Origin of the sequence: Methylophilus sp., from assembly GCF_008015755.1 — a bacterium.
Taxonomy (GTDB): domain Bacteria; phylum Pseudomonadota; class Gammaproteobacteria; order Burkholderiales; family Methylophilaceae; genus Methylophilus.
In genome coordinates, this window is record NZ_SSGF01000039.1 from 19548 (window position 1) to 39559 (window position 20012).

8 protein-coding genes and 1 pseudogene are annotated in these 20012 nt (G+C 53.1%); all 9 read left to right on the forward strand.

Annotated elements, in window-relative coordinates; all coding sequences use genetic code 11:
* The first annotated feature begins 19 nt into the window (after positions 1 to 19).
* Entirely contained in the window at positions 20 to 10000 is a 9981-nt protein-coding gene (locus E6Q52_RS12975; RefSeq protein ID WP_292822694.1) for a filamentous haemagglutinin family protein, read from the forward strand.
* A 336-nt stretch (positions 10001 to 10336) separates the two neighbouring features.
* Positions 10337 to 13405 (forward strand): ExeM/NucH family extracellular endonuclease, encoded by a 3069-nt coding sequence (locus E6Q52_RS12980; protein ID WP_292822696.1) that lies wholly within the window; start codon positions 10337 to 10339, stop codon positions 13403 to 13405.
* A 53-nt stretch (positions 13406 to 13458) separates the two neighbouring features.
* Entirely contained in the window at positions 13459 to 14226 is a 768-nt protein-coding gene (locus tag E6Q52_RS12985; RefSeq protein WP_292822698.1) for a PEP-CTERM sorting domain-containing protein, read from the forward strand.
* A 61-nt stretch (positions 14227 to 14287) separates the two neighbouring features.
* Positions 14288 to 16585: a 5'-nucleotidase C-terminal domain-containing protein gene (locus E6Q52_RS12990; protein WP_292822700.1), complete on the forward strand. Its 2298-nt coding sequence runs from the start codon at positions 14288 to 14290 to the stop codon at positions 16583 to 16585.
* Positions 16586 to 16619: 34 nt separating this feature from the next.
* Positions 16620 to 17132: a PEP-CTERM sorting domain-containing protein gene (locus tag E6Q52_RS12995; protein WP_292822702.1), complete on the forward strand. Its 513-nt coding sequence runs from the start codon at positions 16620 to 16622 to the stop codon at positions 17130 to 17132.
* A gap of 174 nt (positions 17133 to 17306) precedes the next feature.
* Complete coding sequence (locus tag E6Q52_RS13000; RefSeq protein WP_292822704.1) at positions 17307 to 18983, forward strand: DUF2341 domain-containing protein; 1677 nt, start codon at positions 17307 to 17309, stop codon at positions 18981 to 18983.
* A gap of 10 nt (positions 18984 to 18993) precedes the next feature.
* Positions 18994 to 19404, forward strand: a complete 411-nt coding sequence (locus E6Q52_RS13005) for a biopolymer transporter ExbD (RefSeq protein ID WP_019883051.1) — start codon at positions 18994 to 18996, stop codon at positions 19402 to 19404.
* Between the two features lie 2 nt (positions 19405 to 19406).
* Positions 19407 to 19811 (forward strand): biopolymer transporter ExbD, encoded by a 405-nt coding sequence (locus tag E6Q52_RS13010; protein WP_019883050.1) that lies wholly within the window; start codon positions 19407 to 19409, stop codon positions 19809 to 19811.
* Between the two features lie 2 nt (positions 19812 to 19813).
* Positions 19814 to 20012, forward strand: a pseudogene (locus tag E6Q52_RS13015) (TonB C-terminal domain-containing protein); the annotation flags it as partial.

Sequence of the window (20012 nt, forward strand, 5' to 3'; positions counted from 1 at the left end):
GAGTGATTGGAGTAGGGAAATGAATCAGGGATTGTATAAGCTGGTATTTAGCAAAATTCACCATGCGCTGGTGGTGGTCGCCGAGATTGCCTCCTCATGCGCAGGTGACGGACGCAGTCGAACACGCCGCAGTGCAGCCATCTGGCTGTCTTTAAGCATGCTGCCGGGGCCATGGGCGGTGATGAGTGCCTGGGCCGAGATGCCTGCAGGGATTAGCATTCGCGATATCGTCAACGACTCTACGCGCGTCATCAGTTCCAATGTCAATAATATTACTTTCCAGCAACTCAAGCCGCAGGCGATTGTTAACTATAACCAGTTAGACCTGGCCAAAGGCCAGAACTTTAATGTCAATATGCAGGCAGGCTGGTCTATGCTGAACCGCGTGCATAGCGTGGACCCAAGCGTATTGAATGGCAACGTGAATGCGGCGGGCAATATCTACTTTATCAATGCCAATGGCGTGATTATTGGTAAAGACGCCGTGTTCAATGTCGGCTCATTATTTGCCGGGACCTTGAATATTACCGATGCTCTGTTTCAGTCAGGGTTTGTGAATGAGGCTGGCTATAACAGTGTCTTCGAGTTAGTCGACACCATTAACCTGACGCCAGACCAGGCGACAAAAGTAAATAATGCCGAAGTCCGGGTAGAGTCTGGTGCGCAGATCAACGCGGCTAAAGGCGGCAAAGTGATGCTGTTTGCCCCTAACGTTAAAGTCGAAAAAGATGCTGTAATCAAAACGCCAGATGGTCAGACCATTCTGGCCGCAGGTAAAAAAATCTACCTCAAAGGCAGCCAGGATCCGGCCGGGATGCTGGTAGAAGTGGCGGCTGGTGGTACAGCCACCAACTTGGGTAAAATTGTCGCAGAACGCGGCAACATTACCATGATGGGCCTGGCTGTGAACCAGATGGGTACGCTCTCAGCAACCACTTCTGTACGGGCCAACGGCTCCATCAGATTGATTGCGCAAGAGGATGTCACCGTGAGTAACGGCGAAGCATCTAAAATCCGTAATGGGCGGGTGACCTTGGGCACTGGCAGTGTCACAGAGGTAAAGCCGGAGGTGAATGATACTGAGGAGGTGCTGGCATCGCTGGCTTTTAAAACCTCTGATATCAAGATTGAAGGCAGTTTGGTCAATATTGACGGGCTGGTCAGCGCCAAGGGTGGCAATATTTCAGTCAGCAGCGAGTATGACGCCTCCTCGCTACTCAATAGTGCTGTTGCGCAGCGTATTTACCTCGGTGAGCATGCCAGGCTAGATGTGTCAGGTGTGGATGCGGTGGCGCCCATGTCGCGCTTCCAGTTAGAGGTGCAATTAAACTCCGACGCTTTAAAAGACAACCCAGTGCTGCGTGGTTCTAACCTGTTTGGTAAAAAAGTCTTTGTGGATGCCCGCAAAGGCACTGACCTGTTTGACCTGCAGCCTTATATCGATTCGACGCGCATGGCGACAGTGTCTGAGAAGATGACCAATGCCGGTACCGTGACGCTGTCTAACCCGAACGAAATTATCGCGGCTAAAGGCTCAACGATTGATGTATCAGGGGGCTCAACAACCTATACCGGCGGCGCACTCAAAGAATCACAATTGTTGTTTAACGGCAAGCTGGTGCCCATCTCCCAGGCGCAGGTCGGGGTGGCTTACAGTGGGCTGGGCGATAGCACCACCGTTTATGATGCCAAATGGGGCACGTCAGAAACGTTTACCTTGGGCAATCTCAGTTACAAGGTTCAAAGCTTTTTTGAGGGTGGCAATGCCGGTGCCGTCAAGTTAGTCACGCCCGTGTCAGGGGGCTATGTGCAAAAACTGGTATTGGATGGTAGTTTGCTTGGCAATACCAAAGTCAGCCAGCAGCAGTTACTGGCCCAACAGCTGCCACTGGGGGCGTCGCTGGAGGCCAGTGCGCGTAATCTTGACCTGGTGCGCTCAATACAGCGTCTGTCCAATGGCTTTGCTTTTGAGGATGTGATTGCGGGTGACGACAATTTTGTTTCCAGCATAGGCACCGGTTTCCTGAGACAAGGATTTAACCAGATTGATTTGCATGATGTGCAAACACTCAATGTGAATACAGCACTGACGCTAGATGCCAATGGCTCACTCAGGCTTGGGCGGAGTGGGTTAAATACGGTCAATATCAACCAGAACATCACAGCCAGTGGCGCTGATGTGCATTTGGATGCTGGTCTGACCAAGATTGCAGACAATGTGACAATCTCGACCGCAGGCAATTTTATCAATAACAAAATCGGCATGAAGGGGGCGCTCACCCAACAAACCGCTGAGAATGCAGGTAGCATTCAAGCTGGTCTGGTCGAGTTTGGCCAGAATGTCACGCTGGATGCCTCTGCCGGTGCCTATGTGGATCGTAGCGGGACGGTGCATACAGGCGACGCGGGTAATATCGGGTTTACCACCCAGAGCCAGTTACCGACGAATCTGGCCCTGCGCGCGTATGGCTTCGATCATGGTGGTGAGCTGAGTATCCAGTTTGGTCAGGGCAGCCCTACCAATTTATATATCGGGGTCGATGGTATCTCTACCGATGCCTTGAATTTCAGCCTCAATAACAGTTTTTTCAGCCGGGGCGGGTTTTCCAAATATCATCTGGGGGCCTTTAATGTACACATTGGTGCCGATAACGTCGGCACCACCAGCCTGGTGTATGGCGTAGCACAGACACTGCAGATGAAGTCAGGATACGCGACGGCTGCCAGTGCCAACAACCTGTTGAATGTGACGCGCTTAACCACCCTGCCTGACTACTTGAGACAGGCAGTTTCTTTCGATTTTGCCAGCCAGCGAGAAGGCGACCTGCTCGGCGTGCTTACCGTGCATGAAAATGCCCATATCAAGACCGATGCGGGTGGCAGCGTGCAATTGTCGGCAGGCAAGCAGGTCAATGTCTTAGGCGATGTCACTGCCAAAGGCGGACATATCACCCTTAAGATTAATGATAATGATGCGACATTGCCTGAAGATCCAAGCCAAATGGTGTTCGTGGGCAGCCAGGCGACACTCGATGTCTCCGGCACCAGCTTGCGCTTGCCAAACTCGCGTGCGGGGCTGGAGCAGAATCAAATCATCAATGCAGGCACGATTACCATCAACAGTGCTGACAACGCACAAAAAGGTGCCGTGGTCATCAAGCAAGGCGCATTGCTCAATGTCTCTGCCACCAGTGTTGCCACCAATACGCTGACTAATCGTGGCTATATTGCCGAGACGCTGTATGGCGATGCCGGTGAGATTAATTTATATGGCTATGGCAGCCTGTTGGTCGATGGCACCCTCTCCGGGCATGCGCAAGGCTCCGGTCGCGGCGGTAGCCTTAATATGTTGTTTGAGTCGGTGGCCTATGATATCAGCAACCCCTATGTCAATGACAGCGGCCGTTTCCATGTCACCAACGATCAGCAATTGCTGACAACGAATATTCAGGCAGGCGATGCCTTGAAAGATACCTCGACGGCGGTGACTGCGACGACCGGGCAATGGCAACGGGCACAAATTTCTGCCGCTCAAATTGAATCTGGTGGATTTGATAATGTGCATTTAGGCAGTTTTATTACGGGTGAAACAAACGCCAATAACCGCCTGCTGCTGGCATCAGACCTGAATTTGTCAGTCGCCGGTAATTTACGCCTGGATAGCCCGGTGTTGCAGGTGTTGGATAACGGCCATGCCCAATTAACGGCAGGCCATTTGCAGCTTTATAGCCGCAAGAGCGATGTGGATATACAAGTGCTGGGCGGCAATGGTGAGCTGACCCTCAACGCCAACCAGATCTATCTGGATGGTCTGGTCGCGACCAGTGGTGTGAACCGCACCAACCTCAACGCCTTACGCGATATCCACGGCCAGGGAGCATCAACCTATGTGCAGTTCGGCTTGAATGCCACACCGGCAGGATTAACCACTCAAGGCGAACTCAATCTCACCGCGAGACAAATCTATCCTGATTCTGGCGCGCAGTTGAGCTTTGTTGCTGAAGGCACCAATAGTCAGATTAATGTGCGTTCCAGTGGATTAGCCCCTGCTAATGTGCTCTCCGGCGGCGGCATCCTCACTTTGCAGGCCAGCCATATTCAACAAGATGGTGTTCTCAAAGCACCGTTTGGCCAAATTCACCTCATAGGCAGTGAGAGTGTCACCTTGGGCGCAGGCAGTCTGACCACTGTTGCTGGTACTGGCCAGAATATTCCGTTTGGCGTCACCGTGTCTGCAGGTAAAGTATTCAACCCGAGTAATGGTGAAAGCCGTGGTCTGATTGACAAGGAAATTTCAATCGAAGCGCCGGATACCAAACTCAGCGACGGTGCGACAGTCGATCTGTCGGGTGGTGGCGAGCTGTTTGCATACGAATGGGTCAGTGGCGGGGTGGGCGGCACCAAGGATATTCTGGCACAACCCAATACCTATGCCCTGATTCCGAGCATGGCGTCTGATTACGCTGCGACCGATCGTACTTACAGCGGCAGCTCAGCGGGTGTTGACGTCGGGCAGAGCATTTATATTACCGGTGTTGCCGGTATCCCGACAGGCACGTATACCTTAATGCCTGCCAGATATGCACTGGTCCCAGGGGCCTTTATTGTGCAGCGTAGCGATGCCACCTTGGTCCGAGGCCAGACCTCTACCATGCAGGATGGCAGCATGCTCACCACCGGTTACATGGCTGATTTGAACACGGGCGCTAAAGACGCGCAATGGTCTACCTTCCGTGTCATTGACGGCAGTGTGCTACGCCCCACTGAGGGCGCAGTTTCAAAAGCGCCTTCACAATATGTGATTACCAATGCCAGCACGTATTTTGCTGACCCACTCAATACCGCTGGCGCGGATGTGAAAAACACGCAGGATGCAGGCAAGCTCACGTTACAGGCCCAACAGCTCACCCTGGATGCGAGCGTGACGGCGCGCAAAATCACGGGCGCAGATGGCCTGATGGTCGATATCAGTGCCAATAATATCCGTGTCGTCAGCCACGTAGATAGTAGTGATCAGAGCAGTTTGCAGCTACAGGCCAGCCAGTTAAATGCGCTGAATGCGGATAGCATTCTGCTGGGTGGGATACGTAGCCAGAGCAATAACACGACGAATATCAATACCATAGCCAGCACGGTAAGTATCGAAAACGATGCTAGCCAGGGGTTACAGACTGTAGAGTTTATGGCCACTGCGCGTGACAGCGTCAGCATGGCGGCCGGAGCACAGATTGATACTGGTACGCGCACTGCAAACGCTAAAACAGTGAATATCAATACCAGTGGTGACGGTGCATTTTTTGGTGCTTCTTCGGTGAATCAGCTGCAATACACCCGCACCGGCGCGTCAATTAACGCACAAAGCGGTGTATTGGATATTGCACAAAATGCACAGATTTCTGCCGGTAATGCGTTGGTGATGGATGGTAGCCAGAATGTCAACTTTGCCGGTAACATTGCGCTGGCCGATGGCGCCAGCGCCACCCTGGGGTCTAACCGCATCCTGATTGGCGATGCACCAGTCGGCGAGTCTGGCTTGCATGTCAATGATCAAACCCTGTCGCAACTGGATAATGTGGCTAACCTGACATTGAATAGTTACAGCACGATTGATACTTATGGCGATGTGACGTTTGGTAATGACAAACTGAATCTCACCGTCAATGCTGCAGGCATTGCCGGTCATCTGGCAGACGGTGAAACAACGGCGCCTGCAGGTAGTACCGTGACCTTTAATACCAAGACCTTTACCCTGAAAAATACGGTAGACGCTAATTACGGCGGGGTGGCCGATCCATCAGGGAGAACCTTGCAAATTAACGCTGAGTCAGTACGCCTGCAAGGTGATTCATCCGGCGTGCTTGAAAACAATGCCGTTGCCAGCGTCGATAAAAATACCATCGGTGGTTTTGACGGCGTACAAATCAATGCCAAAACCTTAACCGTGGCCGAGCGTGGCGCGCTTGATTTACAGGTCAATCAAACGCAATTGAATGTGGGCAGAATCACCACTGAGAGTTCAGCCAACTACACCTTGGCGACAGCAGGCTCGTTGACGACGACGCAAGGCGATACCACTGGCCTGTCGGCCAATAGCAATATTGGCGGCGCGCTGACCTTGCAAGCGGATCAACTGCATGTGAACAGCCGTATCGAAGCCTTGTCTGGGCAAATTAATCTGCAGGGTGGCAGCCAGTTACAATTGGGTAGCCAGGCGGCGGTAGTTGCATCCTCTTCGAGCAAAGTCTATGCAGATAAAACAACCTATATTGATGCTGGCAAGGTACAGCTCAGTAGTGGCGGCAATATCGTTGTCGATAGCGGTGCCGTGGTCAACGTGAGCGCACAAGGCGATGCCGATGCAGGCAAAGTCACTGTGTCAGCGACTGCTGGCAATCTCCAGTTGCAGGGGCAGTTAGATGGTCGTGCATTGGGCAGCGGGCAGGGTGGGGCGCTTGAGGTGGATGTTGGCACATTACCTTCTGTTGTCGCGGTTGATCAGCAGGCACAAGGCTTTAGCCAAAGCCGCAGTTATCGTGTGCGCACCGGCGATGTCAATATTGATGGCACCGGTTCACACGCGCTCACGGCCAAACAGGTGACGGTGACGGCAGATCAGGGGGCTATTAATGTGTCTGGCACCGTGAACGCCAACAGCGACAAACAAGGTAGTATTGGGCTCTATGCCAGTGGTGACCTCACACTGGAAAGCACCGCACAATTGAGTGCGAACTCTTCTGCTGCAGGTGCAGAGGGCGGCAAAGTGACGTTGGCAACCAGCAACGGTGCACTCAACCTCAATCAAGGCTCTAGTATACAAGTGGCAGGTGGCAATAATGGGGCCGGTGGCACTGTGGGTTTGCGCGCGCCACGTACAGGGGCAGGTTCTGGCACGGGTGTGGCGGTCAATCATTTAGACACCACAATCACTGGTGCACAGTCTGTGGTGCTGGAAGCCTTCAGGGTGTTTAACAATGTGACGACCTTGACCACTGGTAGTGGCAATGGCAGCACGCTGGGTTATACCACCCTGGCAAACGATGTCAGCAGCTTTATGGGCAATCAGGCCAACATTTTGGCTAGCCTGGGCAAAACGGGGGATAGCCGTTTTCATCTGCGAGCCGGTCAGGAGGTTCGTTCTAATGGCAATCTGACAGTCAGTACCGACTGGAACTTGTACTCGGATTCACGTACCGGTAATGAGCCGGGCATTCTCACCTTGCGTGCAGCCAATAATCTCACTCTGAACGGTTCGCTCAGTGATGGCTTTGCGAATGCGGCGACCACTGCCACTATTGGTACGGGTAACTCATGGAGCTACCGCCTAGTGTCAGGGGCTGATATGACGTCGGCCAATGTCATGAATACCACTCCCGCGACCATTGGGGTCGATGGTAATAGCGAGTCAGGCAATTTGACGTTGGCCAGTAACAAGATGGTGAGAACTGGCACGGGTGATATTGAGATTGCCACGGGGGGCGATCTGGTGATGGGCAATGCCAGTTCTGTGATTTATACCGCAGGCGTTGAAGCGGCTGCGTTACCTGGTTTCACGGCACCGATTGCCGCACAACGCCCGTTGTACCTCGACAATGGGGGGGATATTACGCTGAATGTAAACGGTAATATCAATGGTTCAGAAAATGATAGCCGTCAGATGGTTAATCAATGGTTGTTCCGTCAAGCGGGTAACTCGCAATTGAAAGATGCCTCCTGGTGGATACGTAATGATCAATTCAAGCAAAGTCTGGGTGCACTGGGTGGCGGGAATGTGACCATCAACGCAGGCGGTAATATTGCAAACTTCTCAGCGGCTGTGCCCACTTCTGCCCGGTATGACAATTTCGGTGATGGCGCCACCGGCAATAGTGTGGTGAATGGTGGTGGCGATTTGCACATCACGGCCGGTGGTGATTTGTATAGCGGTGTCTATTTTGTCGGCAAGGGGGAGGGGACGATCAAGGTTGGAGGCAGTGTCACTGCGCAAGTAGATAAACTCTATGGCACGGTGCTGGCGATGATGGATGGCAAGTTTGATGTCAGCGCGGGTAAAGATGTGCGTATAGAGGCCACGTTTAATCCGACGCTATTACCGCAATCAACCACCAATTCACCCAATAGTGACAGTTCTGCGCACAACAGCTATTTCAATACTTACAGTGAAACAGCGGCAGTCAGTCTGACTGCGCTGACGGGTAGTATCAGTTACGCAACACAACTCAATGATTTGATAGCCGCTTCTGCAGGACTGCGGGCCAATGTCTTCGGGGGAGTCAGTTTGAATCCGGGGACCTTATCCATGGCAGCGCATAACGGCAGCATTACACTGGGGCAGGCCTATCTGGTCTCTGCCAGCCAGGGCAATCTGTCGTTGTTGGCAGATCAGAACATACAGATTGGCCGGTTGATGATGTCGGATGCCAATGTCAGCGACGTGCCTACAGTGAATACCCCTGTCAGGTCTTCAGAGTTGAATGACGAAACGAGATTGCTGGCGAATGATCTGCCCTACTTCAACAACCATGCCAACAGTCTGTTACATGCTAACGATGTTCAAACTTCTCTAATCGTCACGCGATCAGGTGATATTAGCGGCTATGACAGCCTGATTCCTGGGTTGATATATTTGCCAAAAGTGACTCAGATCGTGGCTGGCCAAGATGTGACTCGCCTGAATATCGCACTGCAAAATAACCGTAGCAGTGACATCAGCGTGATTGCCGCTGGACGTGATGTGAATACCAAAAATGTGGTGATTGCCGGGCCAGGCGAGTTGCTGGTGCAAGCCGGTAGAAATGTGGACCTGGTCTACAATGACGTGAGCAGCATCCAGGCGACAGGTAGCACCGGCACCAGCAATGGTGACTTTGAGTTTACCCCGGCTTATCGTGCCAATACCTTGCTACCGACAACCGGCTCGTCTATCAGCTTGTTAGCGGGAGTAGGCGCAGGCGGCAAGGTGCAGGATTACATTGATCGTTACATTTCACCCACTGGTGCAGGGCCAGAGGTGATTGAGAGTGATGCGACTGCGTTAGCAAGTTACAAACAAAAAACAGCTGCGTATTTGCTGGCGTTTATGAAAAAGCTCACCGGCGATGACAGTTTGACGCAAGCGCAGGCCTATACGCAGTTTAATGCGCAGTCTACAGCGATTAAAACCGTGTTCGTCAATCGCCATTTGACGACGGAGTTGATTAATTCGGCTCAAAACTTTGCCAAAACAGACAGTCATCAGCGGGGGTATGATGCGATTGCTACCTTGTATCCGACCAAGTATGCCGGGGATATTTTGCTGTTTAACTCCAAGATATCAACCAATAGTGGCGGCAGCATTGATTTGATAGCCCCTGGCGGATTGATTAACGTCGGGGTGCCTGGGCAAGGCGGTGATGATATTGGCATCATCACTGAAAAAGGCGGTGAGATCCGTGCCATTGCCGATGGGGATTTCTCGGTGAACCAGTCCAAAGTGATTACGCAGTTCGGTAGTGATATTGCTATCTGGTCTACAAATGGCACCATTGATGCAGGTCGCGGTTCTAAAACGGCCACCTCTGTGCCGGAGCGTATTGTGCAGACCGATGTCTATGGCAACACACGGGTGGAAGTGCGCGGGGTTGCCTCTGGCAGTGGTATTCGTGCCCAGACGTATGACCCAGATGGCCCCAATGGCCCGGAAAAAGCGCCGACACAAGGCAATGTTTACCTGACCGCGCCGGTGGTGGATGCGGGTGAGGCCGGGATTCAGGGCATTATTCAGATTGTGTCGCCGGTCGTGCTGAATGCTGGCAATATCCAGGCGGGCAGTGGTTCAACTGGTATCCCGGTGGCTGCCACGACAGCCATTGCTGGCATTGGGACAACCACTAACCCGGATAGCGTCAATGCCGCGAGCCAGGCAGTGGCGCAGAACGTGGCCAACTCGGCGGCCAGCAGTGCCATGGTCAAACCAGTCTTACCTTCGATTATTTCTGTCGATGTGATCGGCTTTGGTCGATAAAACACCTCATCAACATAAAATTACTTTTGCTAGCGCCCACCATTGGTGGGCGTTTTTTATTGGGGCAGAGACTGGTGATGGGCAAAGCTGGTATGCATCGCGCGTCATGATCTGCCATGCCGCTGAGGCAACCGATACTGCACAAGCTGCTGTGGTATGCGCACCCTCCCTATGACTAGAACTTTCGGGCTGGTCATTGACCTCAAATGATGCAAATGGCGCTGATTTTCTAGTCCGAATTGCCTAGCCTGCCGGGGTGAAACTTAATATTGCTGGCAATCTAAATTGCTACAGTACTCAGGCTTTTTATCGAATCAGAAAACTTCGGAGTCCTGCATGCAATTAAAAAAAATCCATTGGGCGCTGGCCTGGCTTGGCCTGTCATCCCTCAGTCTTCCCGTTTATGCCGAGGTGGTGATTAGTCAGATTTATGGCGGCCAGGGCAGTGTCTATAACCAGGACTTTGTTGAGCTATTCAATGCTGGTTCTGCCGCGGTGAATATCAATGGCTGGTCTGTGCAATATGGCAGTGCGACCGGTACCGGCAACTTCGCTGCCAATGGCGTGACCACACTGTCTGGCGTATTGCAACCTGGTCAATACTACCTGGTGGGCTTGCGCAGTGCCGCCAATGGCCTGGCATTACCGACGCCCGATGTCGGCAATAACGCCACCGACATGAGCGGCACCAATGGCAAGGTGGTGCTGGTGAATAACAGCACTGGTTTGGCCTGTAATGGCGGCTCTGTGGTGTGTAGCCCGGCGCAGCTGGCACAGATGGTGGACCTGGTCGGCTATGGTACGGCTAACTTCTTTGAAGGCGCAGTGGCTTCGGCCATCAACAGCAGCACGGCCTTATTACGTAAAAATAATGGCTGTCAGGATACCAACCAGAACGGCAGTGACTTTGTTACCGGTGCGCCTGCGCCACGTAACAGCAGTAGTGCCGTCAATGTTTGTGGTGGCGGTACTGGCACTAACCAGCCGATAGTGACTTCTTGCCCGGCTGTGACGCTGCAAGTTGGCGAAGCTAGCACGGTGTTATTGCATGCGTCTGATGCGGACAGCATCGTCAATGCGGCCACGCTGTCTGCCTCTGCGCCAGCCGGGGTCAGTTTGAGCAACTTTGTGGCTGCCGGTAGCGATGGCCAATCTGCCAGCACCAGCCTGCAACTGGATGGCAGCTTGCCCGCAGGTAACTATGCGGTAGATGTGCAATTTGCCAACAATGAAGCGCAAACCGCTACTTGCAGTGTGAGTGTGACGGTACAAAGTAGCAGCATTACCCGTATTTTTGAGATTCAGGGCAGTGCCTTAGGGGTGGCTTCTGTCAGCCCGCTTAACGGTCAGACCGTGACGACTGAAGGCGTAGTGACTGCTGTGTTCCCAGGGTTGAATGGTTTTTACCTGCAAGATGCCAGCGGTGATGGTAACCCATTAACGTCAGATGGTATTTTTGTTTACTTGGGCACTGGTGTGACACCAACGGTGAGCAAGGGCCAAAAAGTCCGTATGACCGCCAGCGTGACTGAGTTTAATACCATCACTGAGCTGATCAATATCAGCGGCTTGCAAGTGTTGAGCAACAACAATGTGATTCTGCCAACCGATATCACGCTGCCAGAAGTGACAGAAGGTGATTTAGAGGCTTACGAAGGCATGCTGGTGCGTATCACTACGCCAATGACCGCCTCACAGAATTACTTTCAAGGGCGTTATGGCCAGGTGACCTTGTCTGCCGATGGCCGCATGATCAAACCTAGCAATATTTATCCGGCCAACTCAGCGGCTGCCGCCCAACAGGCAGATGAAAACGCACGCCGCCGTCTGGTGCTGGATGACGGCAGCAGTGTGCAAAACCCGAATCCAATCCCGTTTATTGGTGAAGATGACACCTTGCGCGCCGGGGACGTGGTTGAAAACCTGACCGGGGTGATAGACCACGGGCTAATCACGGCCTCTAACCCGGGCCCACGTGATTACAAACTGCACCCCACAGAGGCTGTGCAATTTACGCGTGAAAATCACCGCACGGCCGCCCCCGCCAGCGTACAGGGCAATCTGAAAATTGCCAGCTTTAACGTGCTCAACTACTTCACCACGTTTACCAATGGCGCCACTGCCAGCGGTCAAAGCGGGCAGGGTTGCAGCCTGGGTAGCAGCGTCTCGGCGTCTAACTGCCGTGGTGCCAATAACCTGGTCGAGTTCAACCGCCAGCGTAACAAAATCATCCGTGCCTTGACGGCAATGAATGCCGACGTGGTGGGCTTGATGGAGATCCAGAACAACGGCACCACTGCGGCGCAAAACCTGGTAGATGGCTTGAATGGCATCTTAGGGGCTAATACCTACGCTGTGATTGCTGACCCGGTGACCGGCACGGGTACTGACGCGATCAAGGTGGCCATGATCTACAAACCAGCCAAACTGACCCCGACGGCGGCGGCACTGTCTGATAACGACAGTATCAACAACCGTCCAACCCTGGCGCAGACCTTTAAAGCCGCTAATGGCGAGAAGTTCTCTGTCTTGGTCAACCACTTTAAATCCAAGAGCTGCTCGGATGCTGCAGGCGGTAACCAGGATCAGGGCGATGGCCAAGGCTGCTACAACCCGCAGCGCGTGGCGCAGGCCAACCGTTTGCTGCAGTTTATCAATACGGTGCAAACGCAGTCTGGTGATACTGACGTGGTGGTGATTGGCGACCTCAATGCCTATGGTAAAGAAGACCCTATCCTGACCCTGGCGGCAGGTGGTTTGCAAGACCAGATCGCCCGCTTTAACGGTGAGAGTGACTACTCTTACGTGTTTGATGGTGAGTCTGGTTACATCGACCATGCCTTAGCCAGCAGCAGCATGGCCGCGCAAGTGACAGGCACTGAGCACTGGCATATCAACGCCGACGAACCGTTTGTGATTGATTACAACACTGAGTTCAAACCGCAAGACCTCTACAGCGATAGCCCTTACCGTTCTTCAGACCATGACCCGGTCATCGTCGGCGTGCAACTGGTGAAAACCATCAGCGGCAGCAGCCAGCGCGACACGCTGGTAGGCACCGTGGGTGACGATGTCATCACAGGTGGTGTGGGGGCTGACACCATCACCGGGCTGGCTGGGCGTGACACCTTTGTCTATCAGAGCATGCGTGATGCGACTGACACCATTACTGACTTTACGCCGGGCGAAGATCAACTGGACATCGTTGAACTGCTGCAAAGCATCGGTTACAGCGGTAGCCAGCCGTTTACCGATGGTGTGGCTCGCTGGGTGAGCGTGGCCGGTGGCGTGCAGTTGCAAATTGACACCGACGGCACTGCGGGGGCGTCGACTGCCAAACCGCTGGTGACTTTAAAAGGATTTGCCATGAACCAACTGGATGCACACAAAGATGTGCGCTGGTAATTCAATATCAATCATCAATCAATGTTTCAAATATCTAGTGAGAGGATAGTTTTATGAAAAAGATCAGTTTAATCGCAGCGTTGCTGCTGTCCAGCCAGGCTAATGCGGCGCTCAATGCCGGTGACATTATGTTCACTGCTTTTAATGCCGACGAAGATGGTTTGTCTTTCGTGACCTTTGTCGATATTGCCGCTAACACCACCATTTACTTCAGCGATAACGAGTGGACTGGCAGTGCGTTCAATACTGGCGAAAGCTACAACCAATGGGTGTCTGGCGATGTGGTTGCCGCTGGTACGGTGGTGCGTTTCTCTGCTTACGACAAAACCACCTTGTCGGCATCTACAGGTGTGTTGTCCCGCGTGACCGTATCTGGCAGCAGCAACTGGGGTATCTCTAACAGCAACGAAACCGTCTACGCCTACCTTGGTTCTGGTGCAACAGCACCAACCACTTTCCTGTCTGCCATCACTAACGGCAAATTTGTGAATGATGGTTCTTTGACCAACACCGGGTTGACAGCAGGTGTTAATGCCATTGAGTTAACCGCTAAAGCCGGTGCTTCCAGCGAGCCAGACTACGCCGAATATAACGGTGTGCGCGATGGCCTGAACAACTTTGCTGACTACAAAGCGCAAGTGGCTAACGTCAACAACTGGAACGTAGACACCGTCAATAACAGCGTTTCAGCGACTATTGTGCCTAACACCACTGCCTTTACGGTGGCGGCTGTGACACCAGTACCAGAAGCTGACAGCGTCGGCATGTTGCTGGCTGGCTTAGGCGTATTGGCCCTGGTACGTCGTCGTCAAGCTCGTTAATCACACTAATACTTGAGTGAGTGCGTGCTGTGATACGTCACGGCACGCCATGGAGAATACAATGTTTAAACTGAAACAATTAACCGCTTGTGTTGCCCTGGCATTGACTGCCGGTGCTGCCTGGGCGGAGGGTGTCACGGTACTGCATGTGGGCGATCAGGAAAGCTGGTTGCTGTCTGCACAAGGCAACCTGCGCGATAACGCTGGTCAAGCAATTTCGTTTTATGGTGGCATAGACCGTTTGGCGGCCGTGATTAAAAACGCAGAAACTACAGCAGTGGGCCAGGGCCGCACTGTGCTGAAATTAAACGCTGGTGATGCCTTTTTGCCTGGCCCGCGTTTTACCGCCAGTCTGAACAACCTGGCGAATAGCTACACTGATGGCGGCCAGGACTTTTATGATGCGATTGCCTTACGCCAGATTGGCTTTGACGCCATGGTGTTTGGTAACCACGAGTTTGACTTAGGTCCGCAAGTGGCGGCCCGTTTTGCCAAAGTCTCTGGCAGCACCTATCTTTCCAGCAACCTCAACTTCAATGCCACGGCTGAATTCAGCGCCTTAAAAGCCAGCGGTAAAGTGGCGCCTTCCAAAGTCATCACCACCACTGCAGGGCATAAAATCGGCCTAGTGGGCGCAACCACCCCATTGTTGCCGAATATTTCTTCGCCAGGTGCGGTGAATGTGATTGGTTACGAGGCAGGCAATACCGAAGCACAAAACCTCCAAGCTTTGATTCCATTGATTCAGGCCGAAGTGAACCGCCTGCGCAGCGAGCAAGGCGTGACCACGGTGATTTTGATGAGCCACTTGCAAAATGCGGCCAATGAAATCAGCGTCGTGGTACCAGCCTTGACCGGCGTAGACCTGGTATTGTCAGGCGGCGGCCATGAGTTGATGGTCGACCCGGATGATGCCTTGATCAATGGTGGTGTCGCCGCGACTTACACCTCTCACCCAGTGAATGCCACGGATGCGCATGGCCGCACCGTGCCAGTCCTCACCAGCCACTTTGGTAACCGTTATGTTGGCCAGGTGAACTTCACCATTGACGACACACACGGCACCTTTGTTGGTATTGAATCGAGCAAAATGATGCGTGTGAGTGGTGCTACTGCCGATGCAGACCGTGTGAACGGTGATGCGACGATTCAGGCACAAGTGGTCACACCGGTGCTCAACTATATTTCTGCCCTTAACGCACAAATCATTGGCACCACGGCCGTGAAGTTAAACGGCCCGACCCATACCACGTGTGCCGCGTTGCCTTGCACGTTTGTGGCAGGGGTACGTAACGCGGAAACTGGTCTGGGCAACCTGGTGGCGGACGCGATGCGCTTTGCTGGCAAAACCGAGGTCGCAATCCAGAACGGTGGCGGTATCCGTACCAATATCGCGACAGTGGGAAATGTGTCTATCGGCGACACCTTCAATGTGCTGCCATTTACCAACCTGGTCAAGCGTGCGCCTGAAGTCAATGCCACGCAGCTCAAAGATCTGCTGGAACACGGTTATGGCGACACCAGCCCGACCGGCCGCGCCAATGGCCGTTACCCACAAATCTCTGGCATGCAAGTGGTATATGACAGCCGTAACACCGCCAGAACCACACAGGGCACGGGCAACCGTATTCAACGTGTCGTGCTGGATGACGGCACGGTGCTGATTGATAACGGTGTCGTTGTGAACAATAGCCGTACCTTCTCCTTCACCACTATCGACTTTACTGCCGCTGGTGGCGATGGCTTCCCGTTTGCCGCCAATGCCGTGGTGTTTGAAGATAGCCCGTTCACCATCACCTACCAAGAGGCACTGGCGAATTATATTCAATCGCCTAAAGCCGAAGGTGGCCTCGGTCGCCTGAGCAATGCCGATGGCGATGAAATCACTAGCAACCTGTACGGCCTGGAAAACCAGTACGACAAAGGCGGCCGCCTGATTGACCTGGCCATTGCAACGACCACGCCTGGCGTGACACGCACGGGCACCGCCAGCCGCGATGTGCTGGTGGGCACGGCTGGTGATGACATCATCAACGGTGGCCTGGGTGTGGATACGCTGACTGGCGGCGCGGGCAACGATGTGTTTGTTTACAGCAGCATGCGCGACGCTGGTGACACCATCACTGACTTCACGCCGTATGCCGACAAGTTACAGCTGACGGCCTTGCTGTCCTCGCTGGGCATTTCTGCCAACACCGCACTCACTGGCAATTACTTGCGCCCGGTGGATGTGACGGGTGGCGTACAAGTGATGGTTGATGCAGACGGTGCCGCCGGTCCAGCCGCTGCCAAATCATTAGTGACGCTCAAAGGCTTGACCGCAAAACAAGTGTCGCCAGCCAGAGATTTCATACTTTAATGTTTACTAAAGGAATTTTGCAATGAATTATTTAATGAAAAAAATCACACTGGTTGCTTTGCTGGCCACGTCTGTAAGCATGGCCATGCCAGCCCAGGCTGCCATTCAATCCCTGCAGTTTGCAGGCCAGGTCGAGTCAGGCTATTACAACGGTACCAGCTACCAGGGCCAGTTCAGTTTTGATGATGCCGGTTTGCTGGCAGCAGGCACTGAACTGATCAACCTGAGCAGCTTGAACTTTAACTTTGGTGGCAGCCTGTTTAACCTGGGCACGCCAGCCTTGGCAGACGCCACGGCCGTGTTTCAGGATGGCGTATTTACAGGCCTGGAATGGTCTGTGGACTCAAACAGCCCAGCCATTGGTTTTAGCCTGATTGCCGGGTATGCCGATACTTCAGACGCTTTCTTTGCTTACGACACGGCGCTGGGCCTGTCCGGCACTGGTAGTCTGGCCTATGCTGCAGCCGTGCCAGAGCCGACACAATCCGGCCTGATCCTGGCTGGTTTGGGTCTGATTGGTTGGATCGCAGCCCGCCGTCAATCTTAACTGCATCACCGTACGCAATGCACGACCAAGCCCGGTTCGCCGGGCTTTTTTGTTGCCTGTCATTCTGGCAAAAAAGCGTGTGTCAGAAATACCTAGTCCGACTAGTCCGATCTTAATTTGTCTGCAACATTCGCTCTATAGACTTGCTGCTCGAATTAACTCGTCAGCGAAGCTATGAAGAAAACACTTGGTTTATTGGTTGGATTATTAGGGCTCAGCCTTTCTACATCCGTGTTTGCCGCCTGGAATGCAGATTGGGCCACACAACAAAAAATTACGATAGAAACCGCCAATATTAAAGAGGCTGTGAATCAGGCGCCGGTATTGGTGCGATTGCATTCTGGCAACTTTGATTTTACTGGTGCCAATGTCGATGGTGCTGACCTGCGTTTTATCGCTGCAGATGATAAAACAGAACTCAAATTCTCTCTGGAAAAATACGATGCCGTGAACGAGCTGGCCGTGGCCTGGGTGGTACTGCCGCAAGTGTCTGCTGCGAATAAGGACTTGTCTATCAGTTTGTATACCGGGAATGAAGGTGCCAAATCGGCCAGTGATGGTCAAGCCCTGAATGATTCGGCTTTACTGGCCCGCTTTGCGTTTGCCGATAACGCCTTGCTCAAAGACAGTGGTCCTGCGCAATTGACCGCAAGAGGCAATGCTATGTTGCAAAAAGCGGGTTTGATTGCCGAAAGTGCCACTTTAAGCAATAGCCCGTTAACGATTGCCTTGCCCGCTGAACCAGTCTTGGCCAATGGCATGACTTGGTCTGTCTGGTTGAAGCCGGCCAATTTGCCACAAACTGCTGAGATTTTCAAAAGTGGTAACGTCAAGTTAACCCTGGAGGGGAGCGCCCTGGCGCTACATGCTGGTGCCGCCAGCACCCAAGCTGGTGAGTTGAAGGCTGGCCAATGGCAACATCTTGCCGTGGTATTTCAGGCAGGTCAGGCCATTGTGTATGTGAATGGTCAAGTGGCTGGCCAAGTGGAAGCGAGCGATGCGCAGGCGAACGCGGAGTTCACTTTAGGGCAAAACTTGAATGCAGAAGTGGATGAGTTACAACTGGCTTCGACGGCGCGTAGTCCCGCCTGGCTGACTCTGGTGGCGAAATCACAAGGCGCAGATGCCAGCATGGTCAAAGTCATCGCCGCCGATGGTGAAGAAGAGGGCGAGGGTGGTGAAGCTAACTACATGGGCATTTTGATCGACAGCCTGACGATGGATGCCAAAGTGGTGATTGGTATTTTGGCGGTGATGTTTGTTATCAGCGTGTGGGTCATGTTTAGCAAGGCCCGCTTGGTGATCCGTACCGATAAAGACAATGCCTTGTTCCTCAAGCGCTTCCAGCAGGCTTCTGCGCAGGATTTATTAGGCCTGGATAAAACCGGCGCCTATGCCAACTCCAACCTGTTCGGTTTGTATCAAGCCGGTTTGCGTGAAATTAAAAAGCGTGAGCATGATGGCAAAGTGCAATTAAGTGGTGCCTCGATTGATGCGATTAAAGCGTCAGTGGATGCTGACCAGGTGCGTGAAACCCAGCGTCTGAACAGCATGATGGTCTTGCTCACTATCGCGATTTCCGGGGGGCCTTTCCTTGGCCTGCTGGGCACGGTGGTCGGTGTGATGATTACCTTTGCGGCGATTGCGGCGGCGGGTGACGTCAACGTGAACGCGATTGCGCCTGGTATTGCCGCGGCGTTGTTAGCCACCGTGGCAGGCCTGGGCGTGGCGATTCCGGCCCTGTTTGGTTACAACTACCTGGCCAGCCGCGTCAAAAACATCACCATCGCCATGCAGATTTTTGTCGATGAGTTCATTACCCGTACTGCTGAACTGTACGGTAAGGAATAAGGCTTAAGCCATGTCAGAAGGCGTCAAAGAAGAGAACCAGCTATACGATGAAATCAATATTACGCCCATGCTGGACCTGGCGTACGTATTGCTGGTGATTTTTATCATCATGACCACGGCCTCGGTGCAAGGTGTCAAAGTCGATATGCCGCATACCGTCAACTCTGCCGCGCTGGCCAAACCGCAAATGCGCGCCATCACGGTGACCAGTGATGGCAGTGTTTACCTGGATGCTTTTCCGGTGGATATGGCGCAACTGGAACAGCGTCTGGCGGAATATAAAAGCAGTAATCCTGAATTGCCGGTAGTGCTTAAAGGTGACGCGGCTGCGCATTATGAAAAGGTGTCCGAAGTGCTCGAAATCTGTAAACGGCTGGACATCACCGAAGTCGGCCTGGTCACGAAAAAGGTTGTGGAATAAGCATGCAAGTTCAAAACGACGCCCAACCTTACGACACCATCAACATCACGCCCATGCTAGATCTGGCTTATGTGCTCCTGGTGATTTTTATCCTGATGACCACCGCTGGCGTGCAGGGCCTGACCATGAACCTGCCCAAGCCATCCAACAAGCCCAGCACTGAAAAACACGATATCAAAATTGTGCAGGTGCAGCAGGGCGGCACGCTCACCATTAATGGCGTGGGCGTGAGCATGGCCGAGCTGGAAACCCAGCTCAACCAGGCCAAGGCCATGGACCCGAAATTCAACGTCATGATCAAGGGCCAGGCGCAAGCGCCTTATGCCGGGGTGATTGGTGTGATTGATCTGGTCAACCGCTTGCAAATTGAAAATGTCGGCCTGGTGACCGGCAAGATCGGGACATAAGCATGGCATTGCATGAGATGGATGCCGTGACAGAAGAAGCGCCAGTGTCTGCCGCGCGCTTATGGACGACACGCATCGTCATTGCGGTGCTGGTGCTGGCTGTGCTGGCAGGCATAGGCTATGGCATGAAAAAACTGTTTTCTGGTGGCGCCACGCATAAAAAACAAATCACTACGGTGAAATTGTTGCCGGATACGCCAC

What these genes read in the sequence shown, in the direction of transcription:
- E6Q52_RS13010 (WP_019883050.1), top strand. Translation starts at nt 19,407, where the DNA reads ATGCAAGTTCAAAACGACGCCCAACCTTACGACACCATCAACATCACG.
- E6Q52_RS12975 (WP_292822694.1), top strand. Translation starts at nt 20, where the DNA reads ATGAATCAGGGATTGTATAAGCTGGTATTTAGCAAAATTCACCATGCG.
- E6Q52_RS13005 (WP_019883051.1), top strand. Translation starts at nt 18,994, where the DNA reads ATGTCAGAAGGCGTCAAAGAAGAGAACCAGCTATACGATGAAATCAAT.
- E6Q52_RS12990 (WP_292822700.1), top strand. Translation starts at nt 14,288, where the DNA reads ATGTTTAAACTGAAACAATTAACCGCTTGTGTTGCCCTGGCATTGACT.
- E6Q52_RS12995 (WP_292822702.1), top strand. Translation starts at nt 16,620, where the DNA reads ATGAAAAAAATCACACTGGTTGCTTTGCTGGCCACGTCTGTAAGCATG.
- E6Q52_RS13000 (WP_292822704.1), top strand. Translation starts at nt 17,307, where the DNA reads ATGAAGAAAACACTTGGTTTATTGGTTGGATTATTAGGGCTCAGCCTT.
- E6Q52_RS12985 (WP_292822698.1), top strand. Translation starts at nt 13,459, where the DNA reads ATGAAAAAGATCAGTTTAATCGCAGCGTTGCTGCTGTCCAGCCAGGCT.
- E6Q52_RS12980 (WP_292822696.1), top strand. Translation starts at nt 10,337, where the DNA reads ATGCAATTAAAAAAAATCCATTGGGCGCTGGCCTGGCTTGGCCTGTCA.